The organism is Ketobacter sp. (assembly GCF_003671495.1).
Taxonomy (GTDB): Bacteria; Pseudomonadota; Gammaproteobacteria; order Pseudomonadales; family Ketobacteraceae; genus Ketobacter.
The window spans coordinates 102,327-116,644 of record NZ_RCHN01000034.1; the positions used below are offsets into that span (position 1 = coordinate 102,327).

Annotated in this window: 10 protein-coding genes; 2 read left to right on the top strand and 8 right to left on the bottom strand. The window is 58.8% G+C overall.

The features are described from left to right. Positions 1–20: 20 nt before the first annotated feature. Positions 21–2,930: a hybrid sensor histidine kinase/response regulator gene (locus tag D9N14_RS16745; RefSeq protein ID WP_290581816.1), complete on the bottom strand. Its 2,910-nt coding sequence runs from the start codon at positions 2,928–2,930 to the stop codon at positions 21–23. An 88-nt stretch (positions 2,931–3,018) separates the two neighbouring features. After that, positions 3,019–4,002: a GlxA family transcriptional regulator gene (locus D9N14_RS16750; protein ID WP_290581817.1), complete on the bottom strand. Its 984-nt coding sequence runs from the start codon at positions 4,000–4,002 to the stop codon at positions 3,019–3,021. Positions 4,003–4,174: 172 nt separating this feature from the next. Between D9N14_RS16750 and D9N14_RS16755 the strand changes: the two genes are divergently transcribed. After that, the gene (locus D9N14_RS16755) at positions 4,175–5,965 is read left to right on the top strand and encodes an acyl-CoA dehydrogenase (RefSeq protein ID WP_290581818.1); all 1,791 of its coding nucleotides are present in this window, start codon (positions 4,175–4,177) and stop codon (positions 5,963–5,965) included. Positions 5,966–5,995: 30 nt separating this feature from the next. Beyond that, positions 5,996–6,781, top strand: a complete 786-nt coding sequence (locus tag D9N14_RS16760; protein ID WP_290581819.1) for a crotonase/enoyl-CoA hydratase family protein — start codon at positions 5,996–5,998, stop codon at positions 6,779–6,781. Between the two features lie 116 nt (positions 6,782–6,897). Here D9N14_RS16760 and D9N14_RS16765 read toward each other — a convergent pair whose 3' ends face one another. The 6 genes from D9N14_RS16765 to D9N14_RS16790 form a co-directional block, all read right to left on the bottom strand. Next, positions 6,898–7,740, bottom strand: a complete 843-nt coding sequence (locus tag D9N14_RS16765) for a hypothetical protein (RefSeq protein ID WP_290581820.1) — start codon at positions 7,738–7,740, stop codon at positions 6,898–6,900. 188 nt (positions 7,741–7,928) lie between these two features. Then, the gene (recJ, locus tag D9N14_RS16770) at positions 7,929–9,683 is read right to left on the bottom strand and encodes a single-stranded-DNA-specific exonuclease RecJ (protein WP_290581821.1); all 1,755 of its coding nucleotides are present in this window, start codon (positions 9,681–9,683) and stop codon (positions 7,929–7,931) included. Positions 9,684–9,725: 42 nt separating this feature from the next. Next, positions 9,726–10,802, bottom strand: a complete 1,077-nt coding sequence (thrC, locus tag D9N14_RS16775; protein ID WP_290581822.1) for a threonine synthase — start codon at positions 10,800–10,802, stop codon at positions 9,726–9,728. Positions 10,803–10,846: 44 nt separating this feature from the next. Further along, positions 10,847–12,154, bottom strand: coding sequence for a homoserine dehydrogenase (locus D9N14_RS16780; RefSeq protein WP_290581823.1), 1,308 nt, complete (start codon positions 12,152–12,154; stop codon positions 10,847–10,849). 30 nt (positions 12,155–12,184) lie between these two features. Further along, positions 12,185–13,360 (bottom strand): alanine transaminase, encoded by a 1,176-nt coding sequence (gene alaC, locus D9N14_RS16785; RefSeq protein ID WP_290581824.1) that lies wholly within the window; start codon positions 13,358–13,360, stop codon positions 12,185–12,187. Positions 13,361–13,525: 165 nt separating this feature from the next. Then, a complete protein-coding gene (locus tag D9N14_RS16790; protein ID WP_290581825.1) occupies positions 13,526–14,260 on the bottom strand; it encodes a DsbC family protein in 735 nt (244 codons plus the stop codon). Between the last annotated feature and the right edge of the window lie 58 nt (positions 14,261–14,318).

The following is a 14,318-nucleotide window of genomic DNA, read 5'->3' on the forward strand; positions in this document are numbered from 1 at the left end:
GGACCCAGTATCCAGCCAATCTAAACAGCTTTACCGGTTGCCGTGAAATATCGCTCCATCAGCGCTTCCAGAGCCCGGAATTCCAGGGGTTTGCTGAGCACCTCATCCATCCCGGCATTGCGGGCTTTCTGGCGCTCCTCCTGCAGCACATGGGCCGTAAGGGCGATCACCGGCTTGTGGGCCCGATGCAGCTTGGATTCCTGCTGTCGGAAGCCCCGGGTAGCATCGAATCCGTCCATCACCGGCATCTCACAGTCCATCAGCACCAGATCATAGGCCTGGTAGTCCCGGGTCAGGCGTTCCAGCGCCTCCCGCCCGTGGGACACCAGATCGTGGGCAACCCCCAGTTTGTCCAGCATCTTGGACACCACCAACTGGTTGACGTGATTATCCTCAGCCACCAGCACGCGCCGCCCTTCAAAACGTCCAACGCTGGACCTGGGGGATAATGGCTTTGGGGCCACCGTTTGATGGGTACCCTGAATCAGGCCCACAACAATGGGGTGAACCTGCTGAATCACCAGGGGCCGGGTCATCCAGTGCCAGCTGATGAACTGGTCGAGTTCCTCCCCCACTGGGGCCCAGCCAAAGGGCGTCAGGCACAACATGGGGGCAAGCTCGGTCAGACCACTGTGCTGCACCCGTTTGGCGAAGGCCAGGTCGACAATGGCCAGGTCGAACGCCGGTTCTGCAAGAACCTGCAGCCGGTTGAGGGCCGTTTCGGTGCGGGTTTCCACCTGTACCAGGGCGCCACAGTAGCGGAGGAATTCTGCCATGTCTTCTTGGTACTGATGGGCGCCACCGGTCATCAGAATACGCTGGCCCCGCAGGGATTGTGGCAGCTTATGCCCCAGGAGCGGCCCCGGGTCGGCCTCGCAGGCCACCACCAGCCGGAAGCAACTGCCCCACCCGGGGACACTCTCCACCTGGATTTCGCCGTTCATCAACCCTGCCAGATATTGACTGATGGTGAGCCCCAATCCGGTTCCCCCAGCCTGCCGGGTATAGGACACCTCCTCCTCCACAAAGGGCTTGAACAGCGTGTCCAATTTATCCGCTGCAATGCCTGTCCCTGTGTCCTGAACCTCAAAGACCAGGCGTCGCTGCTCCGGGTTCTCGGTCTCCCGTTCCAGCCTGACATGCAAACGCACCCGCCCCTGTTGGGTGAATTTGAACGCATTGTTCAGCAGGTTACGCAGGATCTGCTTGAGCCGGGTGGGGTCACCGCGCACTCCGGAGGGAAGTTCCGGTGCCAGGGTCACATAGAATTCCAGTTGCTTGCGTTTGGCTCGTGCCAGAAATTCAGACGCCACCTCTTCACACAGGGAAACCATGTTCAGTTCAATGATCTCCAACTCCATTTTGCCGGCAGAGATCTTCGAGTAATCGAGGATGTCATTGATGGTTTTGAGTAAGGCCTTGCCCGACTTGCGAATAACATCCAGGTATTGTTTCTGCTGCGGGTCCAGCCGGGTGTCCGTGAGCAGATCCGCCATTCCCAGCACGCCGTTCATGGGGGTCCGGATCTCATGACTCATGGTGGCGAGAAACTCGCTCTTGGCACGGCTTTCCGCCTGCTCTTCAAATAATCGCTGCTGGGCATTCAGCTCATGCACTTTGGCCTCGTATTCCGCCTGCAAAAACCGTTCATGCTCATCATGGGCCCGCTGTTCATTGCGCAGCGCCTGGCGACGGGCCGCAAAACGCTGGCGCCGTTCCTGGTTGATGCGATCCGCCAGAGCGAAGGAAAACAACACCACCAGAAACATAAAGCCGATCTGCAGTACGTTATCGGTCAACCGGGTGAGCGGCAGCCACCCCTGCTTGTGGGCCAGGAACACCAGTCCACCCACCAATATCACCAGATTGGCCAGAATATGGTAGCGGGCTTCGATCTGCCCGCGCCGCAAAGTCGTTATCCCCACCATCACCCCCACTACGGCGCTGGCCACACAAACGGCGGCACAGAGCAATGCGGCCCACTGGAACGGCACCCAAAACACACTGACACCAGCAAAGGCAAAGGCCACCGCCAGTATCAGCACCGATTGATTGCAGCGGGGATTGGCCGAACGCAGATGCAGGAGGGATTGGGTGAACGCCATGGCGCAGACGCCGTACAACCCCACGCTCACCAACAGCATCCATTGGTTCATGGACGGGAACGCAGGCCACAGGTACTGGAAGCCCACCCCTTCCAGGGCCGCCATAAACAATGCCACCCCCACCACCGACCCGGCATAGTACAAATACGCGGTATGCCGCACGCTCAGATAAATAAACAGGTTGTACAACACCATCACCAGCAGCACGCCGAAGTACAGGCCATGGCCCATCAGTTCCCGCTGCCGCTGTTGATAGAAGGCCGGGCGCTGGTAAAGGGTCATGGGCAGCATCAGGGTGTTATCGGATTGCACCCGTAAGATCACTTCGGTTCTGGCGTTGGCCAGCAGCGGAAGCGGCACCGAGAAATAGCGATTCAGAATGGGGCGTTGGGAAAACGGCAGGCGATCCCCCATCACATAGTGCCGGATAGAGTGCCGGGAATCCTGCTGTGACAATCCGGGTATGACAAAAATTTCGATGCTATCCAGCGAGGCAAACGCCACATCCAGAATGCCATCAATGTCGGAGCGGGTCGCATTGGTGAGGGAAAATCGCAGCCAGTAAGCGGCAGCGTCAAAGCCGAAGTGCGGTATTCCACCGTGCCAGGGCGCCCACCCACTGCCGCGACGGACATCCTCCAGCGCCAATCCGCCATGGGCATCCCGCCAATACTCGATCTTCACATGATCACCGCCGATGGGCACGGACTCGAAGTCAGGATCAGTGATGTTAAGCGCGGCCGTCGCCAGTGCGCAGTGCCCCATCAGCACCCACACAAACACCAAGCAGTAGCGCAGCGCCCCAGCGCTGGATACGGTGAACATTGAAGCCCCAATCAAAACGATACGCACTAACTATAGCCCAACACCACTCCATCGGATAAACAAAATGGCGCGGGTGCCTGTACCCTGACTATAGGGTGGCTTTGCTGAACCGGCCACGATATTCCCGCGGTGACAGCCCCACCTTGCGCTTGAACATCTTGGAGAAAGACGATACGTCTTCGTAGCCCACCCGCTGGGTAATCTCGGCGATGGTCTGGGCGCTGACTTCCAGGAACTTCTTGGCCACCTCGATGCGTACGGTTTGCAGGTACGCCAGTGGCGACTCCCCGGTAGCGGTTTTGAAGCGGCGGATGAGGGTGCGGGGGCTCATGGCATACTGCTCTGCCAACCAGGCCAGGGAGAAATCCTCCGCATAGTGCTCGTCGATCCACTCCTGCACCGCCTTGACGGTTTCATCACTGTGATACTTATTGTGATGGGTGGCAAAGTAACTCAATTGGGAATGGCGCCCGGTGTCCAGCACCATGGCCTTGGCGGATTCGATGGCGGTTTCATGGTCGATGTACAGTTCGATCAGATACAACGCCATATCAAACCAGGCAGTGCCGCCACCGGAACAGAACACCTGGCCGTCGGTGGTGATCAACTGCTCCGGCACCAGTTGCACACCGGGGTAACGGGCTTTGAAACGCTCAGCATGGGCCCAATGGGTAGTGGCTTTGCGGCCATCCAGAATACCCGCCTCGGCCAGAAAGAACGCTCCGGTGCAATTGCTGATGATCTGGGTGCCCCCACTGGCGTATGCTTTCAGCACCTCAATCAGATCGCGGTTGGTGTCCAGGGCTTTGTCCACGTCACCACCGATGGACGGCACCAGGATCACATCCGCTGCACCAATCTGCTCAAATCCGCAGTGCGCCTGAATCACGATATTGTTCAGGCAACGGATGGCGCGGCCCTCACGGGTCGCCAGTTGCACGTCGAACTTGGGCTCCATATTGCGGCCGGCAAAATAGTTCCAGGCGGTGCCTGCAGTGGAGAGCAGGTCAATGACACCCGTGATGGCGGTGGCAAAAGCGTAGTCGAACCCGAGAATGCGTACTTTGATCATAACTGTCGAATTTAGCCTTGAATTAGTCATAAATGACAATTACACACTCCACAGGACAATGCAAATATGATCCCCCTTTTTCCTACAATTAATTCGAGTCGGCCTGTGAAACGGCCTGCTGATCAGCGCCGAGCTACGCCCCATTCAAACCGACCAACGCCGGGAGGAACACATGCCCCTGTTATCACGCCAGGATCTGGAATTCTGCCTCTATGAAATGCTGGACACAGAAAGTCTGCTGAAGAGCCCCCGCTACTCCGATCACAATCGCGAAACCTTTAGCCAGACCCTGGACACCGCGGAGCAGGTGGCGGAGAAATACTTCGCCCCCCACAACCAATTGGCGGACGCAAAAGAGCCCTGGTTTGACGGGGAGAAGGTGCACACCATTCCCGAAGTCAAAGCGGCCTTCCATCATTTTGTCAACGCCGGGTTGCTCACGGCGCGGCTGGACTTTGAAGACGGAGGCATGCAATTGCCCCACGTGGTGGCCGCCGCCTGCACCGGCTACGTCACCGCCGCCAATCCTTCCAGCTCCGCTTATCCGTTCCTGACCCTGGCCGCCTCCAATTTAATCCAGCATTTTGCCAGCGAAGAACTGAAAAACACCTATCTGCCCCTGCTGCGCAGCGGTCAGGCGGCGGGCACCATGGCGCTGACGGAGCCGGACACCGGTTCGTCCCTGGCGGACATCAAAACCACTGCCACCCCCACCGATCAGGGGCACTACCTGGTGAAGGGCAACAAGATGTACATCTCCGGTGGGGATCAGGACATCACCGACAATATCGTGCATCTGGTGCTGGCCAAGATCAAAGGGGCCCCCACCGGCGTGAAGGGCATCTCCCTGTTCCTGGTACCCAAATGGCAGGTGGACGAACAGGGCCGCCCCCGGCAGCGCAACGACGTCCAGCTGGCGGGCCTGCTGCACAAGATGGGTTATCGCGGCACCACTTCCACCGTGCTCAATTTCGGTGAGCAAAACCAATGTGTGGGCTACCTGATCGGCGAGCCCCACCAGGGCCTGAAATACATGTTCATGATGATGAACGAAGCCCGGGTGGGTGTGGGCCTGGGTGCCGCTGTGATCGGTTATCGGGGTTATGTGGAATCCCTGAATTATGCCCGGGAGCGTCCCCAGGGGCGCCACCCCAGCAACAAGGACCCGGCCTCGCCGCCCATTGCCATCATTGAGCACGCCGATGTAAAACGCATGCTGCTGGCCCAGAAGGCCTATGCCGAGGCGGCGATCGCCCTGTGTCTGTATGCCAATCACCTGATCGACCGCATCGATATCTGCAACGACCCGCAGCAGCGCAAACCGCTGCAGGAACTGCTGGACCTGCTGACCCCCATCGTCAAATCCTGGCCGTCTGAATTCGGCCCCAAGGCCAACTCCCTGGCCATCCAGATCCTGGGGGGAGCCGGTTACATCCGGGAATACCCGGTGGAGCAGTTCTATCGCGACAATCGCCTGAACCCCATTCACGAAGGCACCCATGGCATCCAGGCCATGGACCTGCTGGGGCGCAAACTGTGGCAGTCCGGCAGCCTGGGGCTGCAGACCCTGTTGGGTGAAATCAATAACACCTTGCAGCAGGCCGCAGAATTTGCCGAGCTGAATGAGTACTGTGAGCAATTGCAGGCAGCGCTGCAGCTGATGCAGACCACCATCCAGAACCTGGGTAGCCAGCTACAAAAAGCAGGGCCGGACATCGGCCTGGCCAACGCCTCCGCCTTTTTAAGCCTGGCCGGCCACGTCGTTGTGGCCTGGCTCTGGCTGTGGCAAGCTAGCGCAGCGATGAAAGGCCTGCAGACCGGCTCAAGCTCTGGATTCTATCAAGGCAAACTGCACGCCTGCCGCTTCTTCTTCCGCTGGGAGCTGCCCAAAATCCAGCACTGGAGCACCCTGCTGCAGAACGCTGACGACACCTGCCGCACCATGCAGAACGAATTTTTCTGATCCAATAACGACAACTGACACGAGGACGCTATGGCACACATAGAGACCACAACTGAGGGACACATTCTGCTGATTCGCATCAACCGTGCGGAGAAGTACAACGCCTTGTCACCGGAGATGTACCATGACATGGGCAAGGCACTGAAACGCCTGAACGATGACCCGGAGCTGCGGGTTGCCGTACTCTATGCAGAAGGCAAGCATTTCACCGCCGGCGTGGAGCTGGATAAATGGGCACCCATTTTCGGCAGTGGCAATGCCTTCCCGGTGGGCCCCGATGAGATCGACCCCATGGGCCTGACCGGTGATCGTCACAGCAAGCCGGTGATCATTGCCGTGCAGGGTTACTGCTTCACCTGGGGTGTGGAAATACTGCTGAACACTGAAATCCGTGTGGCCGCCCGCGACACCCAATTCCAGATGCTGGAAGTGCAACGGGGCCTGTATCCCTGTGGCGGTGCCACCCTGCGCCTGCCCGTGGAAGCCGGTTGGGGCAACGCCCAACGGGTGTTGCTGACCGGTGAACGCTGGAGCGCCGAAGAAGCCTATCGCTGGGGCATGATCCAGGAGCTGGTGGAACCCGGCGAGCAATTCAACAAAGCCATGGAAATCGCCACCAGCGTGGCCAAGGCCGCCCCGCTGGGGGTTCAGGGCGTATTGAAGGCCACCCGCTTCAGCGCCGCAAACCCTCACGACCAGGATGCCTGCGTCAAGCAGTTCATGGCGGACCTGAAGCCGGTGATGCAGAGCGAGGATGCAGCGGAAGGGGTCAACTCCTTCGTGGAACGTCGGGAAGCGGTGTTCAAAGGCCGTTAGTTCAACGCCCTGCACGCTCCAAACACCCTGCCGCAGCACACCACTAGTGCAACAAACAAAAAGCCCCGCTCATCCATGGCGGGGCTTTTTGTTTTGCTGAGGAAACCGGTGCGGAATCAGTGGGCGATGTTCGCCGCCAGGCTGGATTCTGCCAGTACCCGTCCACCGTTCATGGCGATGCGGTCACGAATATGATAGGCGTCCGCCAGGGTATTGGTCTGCTGAATCATGCTGGTCAGGGTCACGCTCATCACCACCGGCACATACTTGCCGTTGGAAAACTGTTCCAGGCCCAGTTTGGCGTATTCCCAGTTGCTGGACAGTTGCGACACGATCAGAGGGTCCACTGCAGCATCCTGGGAGTCCATGCGCAGCTCGGCCATACCGGCTTCATAGGCCGCGACAGTGTGCCCCATCTCCTCTTCAATCCAGTCGGCATTAACGTCGATGTACTTGGCCAGGTACAGCAGATTGATACGTTCGGACAGCATGCTTTGTTGCTGCGCCAGGTCGATGCGATGGCCATAGTGGTGCGGCAGGCGGGCCTGCCAATCGCGCATCAGAATGTCGGTGCTCAGCAACAGCTCGTTGCTTTCTTCAATCAGGGTCAAGACGGAATCCGCATCGGGGCTGGCCAAAGCGGTACTGCGGAACGACAGCCATTGCTGTTTGATGTCCATCACCCGCTGATTGATCGTCGAATTGGGGGAATTATGCTCCAACTGGCCCAACAGCAGTTCGAAGGCTTCCAGACTGGACTCCAGATCCGCTTTCGCGGCCTGGTAATCCACATTGGCTGCCATTTGCACATGATCCCGGGCGATGCGCATCACCAGAGTGCGCTGTTCTGCCGCCTTGTGCACGGCGTCCAGGTCACTGATGGTACGGGCTGAAGACAGGGTGGATACCAGCCCCAGGATGACAACCAAAAAACTACGAATACTGACCAGCTTATTCATTTTTGCAATCCTTTCGCGTGTTGTTACAAAGCACAGACTTTCGTTACAAACTGTTACCTTAGTCAGTGTAAGTGCTGTTCGCGAATTGAACAGGCTGCAAATGGCAGATTGTGAAAAAGTTCCTACTCTTTTTATGGTTTTGGTAATTTCCCACAAAACCCGTGTTTAGCGTCGCACATTTGAACCGGTCAACGCCCCCTGGGGGCATTCCCGCTGGCCACCGGCTCCAGGTGCTCCACCATCAGCTGAGCATTCTGCACGCCCCGAAACTCGTTCACATCCAGCCGGTAAGCCAGGTAGACCTGTTTGAGGTTGTGATTGGGCCACTTCTCCAGATCCACGTTAAAGGCGATGGCGTCCACCACGCGCTTGCTGGAGGGCAGACCAATGGACAGTTTCAGGTGTTTTTCACCCACGATCCGTTGATCCAGCAGCTCGAAGCAGCCATCAAACAAAGGTTCCGGAAAGCCCTGGCCCCAGGGCCCTGCTTCCCGCAACAGGCGGGCCACCGGCAGATCGATTTCCGGCTCAGACAGCTCGCCGTCACTGTGCAGCTCCCCGGTCAGGTCCTCCAACACCAGCACCCGCCGGGCTTCAGCATCGAAGGCCTGTTGGAACGCCGGTAGATTTTCCTCGCGGATGCTGAGCCCTGCGGCCATGGCGTGGCCACCGAATTTCACGATGAGGCCGGGGTGCCGGCTGGCCACCGCGTCCAGGGCGTCCCGAATATGAAAGCCGGGTATGGAGCGGGCTGACCCCTTGATTTCACCACCATCCGCCGGGGCAAAGGCGATGGTGGGGCGATGGAAGCGTTCCTTGATGCGGGACGCCAGTATGCCGATCACCCCCTGGTGCCAGTCCCGCTTGTAGATGCAGAGGCCCCAGGGCAGATCCGCGTCTTTGCCCAGGTGCAGTTGCTTAAGGGCGGTGAGGGCCTGTTGCTGCATGTCCCCCTCAATGCCCTTGCGCTCATGATTGAGCTGATCCAGTTCGGCAGCGTAGCGGGCCGCCAGCCGGGGGTCCTCCTGCAACAGGCATTCAATGCCTTTGGACATGTCCGTCAGCCGACCGGCTGCGTTCAAGCGCGGCCCCACGGCAAAACCCAGATCCGAGGCCACCAGCCCGGACAGGCGGCGCTTGGCCACCTCCACCAGCGCCTTGATACCGGGGCGACAGCGCCCTGCCCGCATGCGGGCCAGGCCGTGCTGCACCAGAATCCGGTTATTGCGGTCCAGGGGCACCACATCCGCCACCGTCCCCAGGGCCACAATATCCAGGTAATCCGCCATGTTGGGTTCACTGATTCCCTGGCGTTCGAACCAGTTCAACTGCTTGAGCCGGGTGCGCAGGGCCGTCATCAGGTAAAACGCCACGCCCACCCCCGCCAGGTTCTTGCTGGGGAACGGACACCCGGGCTGATTGGGGTTGACGATGGCATCCGCCGGCGGCAATTGATGGCCCGGCAGGTGGTGGTCCGTCACCAGGACCTTGATGCCAGCGGCACGGGCCGCCTGCACCCCCTCAATACTGGAGATGCCGTTGTCCACCGTCATGATCAGATCCGGGCCTTGCTGTTGCGCCACCGCCACGATTTCAGGGGTGAGGCCATAGCCGTACTCAAAACGGTTGGGTACCAGATAGTCCACCGCAGCCGCCCCCAGGCGACGCAATGCCAGTACGCTCAAGGCACTGCTGGTGGCCCCATCGGCATCGAAATCCCCCACCACCAGGATCTTGTGTCGCTGCTCCAATGCCTCCACCAGCAAATCCAAGGCGGCATCCAGGCCTTTCAATTCCGCGGCCGGCAACAGGTTTTTCAGTGCCAGATCCACATCGCTGTCGGCCAACAGACCGCGATGGGCATAGATGCGCTGCAATAGGGTGGGAATCTCAGAGGAAAACTGCGGGGGTGTGGTTGCGCTACGGCGTTTGATCTGTTTCATGGCAGGAATCCGGGGGGAGGTGTTCTCTCCCCCCAGGGCAGGTTACTGCATGTTCCGCAGAATGCTTTCCTTCACGGAAGCCAGCTTGGCGTCGATGGTTTCCATGATGGCGTTCTGGCATTGGGAAATGGCGGTATCCGGGTCTTTCAGGCCGTTGCCGGTGAGGGTACAGACGATCTTGCTGCCTTCGGGGATTTTGCCACTCTTCACATCCCGAATGGCGCCCCCCAGGGAGGCCGCTGAAGCCGGTTCACAGAACACCCCTTCATTTTGCGCCAGCAGACGCTGGGTTTGCAGGATTTCCTGGTCGCTCAGCTCATCGAACCAGCCACCGGATTCTTTCTGCACATTCCAGGCTTTATCCCAGCTCTGGGGATGTCCGATGCGGATCGCTGTGGCCACAGTTTCCGGGTTGTCCACCATGGTACCCCGCATGAAGGGGGCAGCGCCGGCGGCTTGATAACCCACCATTTTCGGCAGGCTGTTGGAGATGCCGGCCTTGTGGAATTCGGTGTACCCCATCCAGTGGGCCGTGATGTTCCCTGCATTGCCCACCGGCAGACAGTGGTAATCCGGGGCCGCACCCAGCTCTTCCACAATTTCAAAGGCCGCGGTTTTCTGGCCCTGCAAGCGGAAGGGGTTGATGGAATTCACGATGGTGACCGGCGCTTCTGCAGCCACTTCTTTCACCAACTGCATGCCTTCATCAAAGTTGCCGCGGATCTGCAGGGTAACGGCGCCGTACATCATGGCCTGGGCCAGCTTGCCCATGGCGATCTTGCCTTCAGGAATCAACACAAAAGCCGTGATCCCGGCACGGGCGGCATAGGCAGCGGCGGCGGCGGAGGTGTTGCCGGTGGAGGCGCAGATAATGGCTTTGCTGCCCTCTTCCACTGCTTTGGTCACCGCCATGGTCATGCCCCGGTCCTTAAAGGAACCCGTGGGGTTCAGGCCTTCGTACTTGACGTAGAAATCCACGTTCTTGCCGATCAGGCGCGGAATATTGTTGAGGCGGATTAACGGGGTTTTGCCCTCGCCCAGACTGATCAAACGGGTATCGTCTTGAACAGGCAGATAGTCACGATAGTTATCAATCAGTCCGGTGTAGCGTTTACTCATGATTCAGTTCCACACATTCTCTCATTAAAATTTCGGGGCGCAGGTCAGCAGTCCAGGGTTTCCAGCCGGATGCGCACCACGTCGTCTGCCAGCACATCCAGGGCCCGGATCTTATCCAGCGCATTATTCATTTTGCTTTCCACTACCTGACGCACGATCATGATCAACGGCACCGGGCTGCTTTCATCCGCCTGGTCTTTCTGGATGATGGCTTCAATATTGATGTCCGAATCGCTCAGGGCAGCGGCGATCTTGGCCAGGACGCCCGGTTGATCCTTCACATGCATACGCAGGTAGAACCCGGTCACCACGTCTTCGATGGGCAGAATCGGGGTGTCGGACAGGGTATCCGCCTGGAACGCCAGGTGCGGCACCCGGTTGTTGGGGTCGGTGGTCAGGGCCCGGGCCACGTCCACCACGTCCGCCACCACGGCCGAAGCCGTCGGTTCAGAGCCAGCACCAGGGCCGTAATACAGGGTCGGGCCCACTGCGTCACTCTGCACCATTACCGCGTTCATTACGCCGTTGACGTTGGCGATGAGGCGGCTTTCCGGAATCAAAGTGGGATGCACCCGCAGTTCCACCCCATTTTCCGTCTGGCGGGTTACACCCAGATGTTTGATGCGATATCCCAGCTCTTCCGCGTAGGACACGTCTTCCCGGGTGATCCGGGTGATGCCTTCGGTGTAGATTTTGGGGAATTGCAGGGGAATACCAAAGGCGATGGAAGCCAGTATCGTCAGTTTGTGGGCGGCGTCGATGCCTTCCACATCGAAGGTGGGGTCCGCTTCGGCATAACCCAGCGCCTGGGCTTCTTTCAGCACGTCATCAAAATCGCGGCCTTTCTCGGCCATCTCGGTCAGGATGAAGTTACCGGTGCCATTGATGATGCCGGCCACCCAGTCGATGCGGTTCGCAGACAGGCCTTCACGAATGGCTTTGATAATGGGAATACCACCGGCCACCGCGGCTTCGAACGCCACATTGACGCCCTTTTCCTGGGCCGCGGCAAAAATCTCGTTACCGTGCTCGGCGATCAATGCCTTGTTGGCCGTGACAATATGCTTGCCGTTCTCGATGGCTTTCATCACCAGTTCAAACGCGACGGTAGTGCCACCGATCAACTCCACCAGGATGTCCACGCTGGGGTCGTTCACCACCGCGAAAATGTCGCGGGATACGGTGACGCCGCTGGTATCCGCATTGGGGTTGTCACGCCGGGCACCCACATGGGTCACCACGATGTCACGCCCCGCCCGGCGGGCAATATCTTCCGCGTTGCGATACAGCACGTTGAAGGTTCCACTTCCTACGGTGCCCAGACCGACGATACCCACGTTAACCGGTTTCAACTGACTTACCTCTTCATTTATATTTATACGTTAAGCCGACTGCATCAGGCGCTTGATGCCCCGCACCGCCTGCCGGATACGCTGCTCATTCTCAATCAGTGCAAAGCGCACATGATCGTCCCCGTATTCTCCGAAACCCAGCCCCGGCGAAACCGCGACTTTGGCTTCCTGCAACAACAGCTTACTGAATTCCAGCGAGCCCAGAGCCCGGAACTTCTCGGGAATCTGCGCCCACACAAACATGGTGGCTTTGGGATACGCTACCGGCCAGCCGATGGCATTCAGCCCTTCGCAGAGCACGTCCCGCCGGCGCTGGTACATGTCCCGGATCTCCGCCACACACTGCTGATCCCCTTCCAGGGCGCTGATGGCGGCCACCTGAATCGGGGTGAAGGTGCCGTAATCCATATAGGACTTGATGCGGGCCAGCGCCCCGATCAGGGTGGGGTTGCCAACACAGAAGCCCACGCGCCAGCCGGGCATATTATAACTTTTCGACAAACTAAAAAACTCAACGGCAATGTCTTTGGCGCCGGGCACCTGCATCACCGAAGGCGCCTGATAGCCGTCAAAGACGATGTCCGCATAGGCCAGGTCGTGCACCAGCCAGATATGGTTCTCCCGGCAGATCTCCACTGCCCGCTCAAAGAACGCCAGATCAACACATTGAGCCGTGGGGTTCCCCGGGAAATTCAGCACCAGCATTTTCGGCTTGGGCCAGCTTTCACGGATCGCCTTTTCCAGCTCTTCAAAAAAATCCACATCCGGCCGCATGGAAACATGGCGTATATCCGCGCCGGCAATGACGAACCCGTAAGGGTGGATCGGATACGACGGATTGGGCACCAGAACCGTATCCCCTGTGCTCATGGTGGCCAGGGCCAGGTGCGCCAGCCCTTCTTTGGAGCCGATGGTGACAATGGCCTCTTCCACCGGGTCCAGCGCCACATCGTAGCGGCGCTGATACCAGTCACAGATCGCCTTGCGCAGACGCGGAATGCCCTTGGACTGGGAGTAACGGTGGGTATCCCCCCGCTGCACCGTCTCCACCAGCTTATTGACGATGTGCTGGGGGGTGGGTTGATCCGGATTGCCCATGCCGAAATCGATGATGTCTTCCCCGCGGGCGCGCGCCTGCTTCTTCAACTCGCCGACGATGTTGAACACATAGGGCGGCAGCCGCTTGATTCGGGAAAATTCGGTCACAGAACACCTTCGATGGAGTGTAAATGGTTACTAACTTGGAGCTGGGAAGCAAAGAGTGTGAACAATACTGATGTGGCAGGGAATCGTCAATGGAGGCAGGGAGGGTTTTGGGTGAGCGGCAGCGCCCCGCTCACCCGGGAAGGGGCAACGCAGGCCCCCGGGTGTTTACTGGATTCCCAGCTGCTGGGCCAACTGCCCTGCTTTCATGTAACCACCCAGTTGGCGCCCATCCATAGAGTACACGGCAGGAGTGCCTCGCACCCCGATCTGCTGACCGAGGTTGATCTGGTCCTGGATGGTATTCTGCTCACAAACCTTGCCCGCGGGCGCCGCGACAGACTCATTGGATTTGGCTTTGGTCATGGCATCGGTGCGGTCGTTGGCGCACCAGACGTTCACCATGGTCTGCCCGGCCGGCGACTGCAGGCCATAGCGGGGCCAGGCTACGTATTTCACCGTGATCCCCAGCTGGTTCATCTGGGCCACTTCGGTGTGGAACTTGCGGCAGTAACCACAACTGGTGTCGGTGAATACCAGCACCTCGCTTTTTTCGTCTTTCGCCGGATACACCACCAGATCGGCATCCTGCAGGCTGTTCAGGGCATCCACCCGTTGGTGACTGCGGTAATTTTCGCTCAGATTGACCGTCGCATTGCCACCGATATCCAGCAGATCCCCGGTGAAGATGTATTTGCTGTCCCCTGACACATAGAGCAACTCGCCGCTGCTGGTCTCCACCTGGTAGATCCCGTTCACCGCGGTTTTCTCGATCTTGCTGATCTGCACTTGGGGAAAGCGTATGGAAAAGGTGCCTTTGATCACTTCCTGATCGGTTGCAGCCCACAGGGTCGCCGGCAGTGACAACGCCACGGTGACGACCATCATCATTACTTTAAACATTCACATCTCTCTGTACTGGGTTTCGTCGCGCTGGGTTTCAGCTTCATTAGACCCAAGA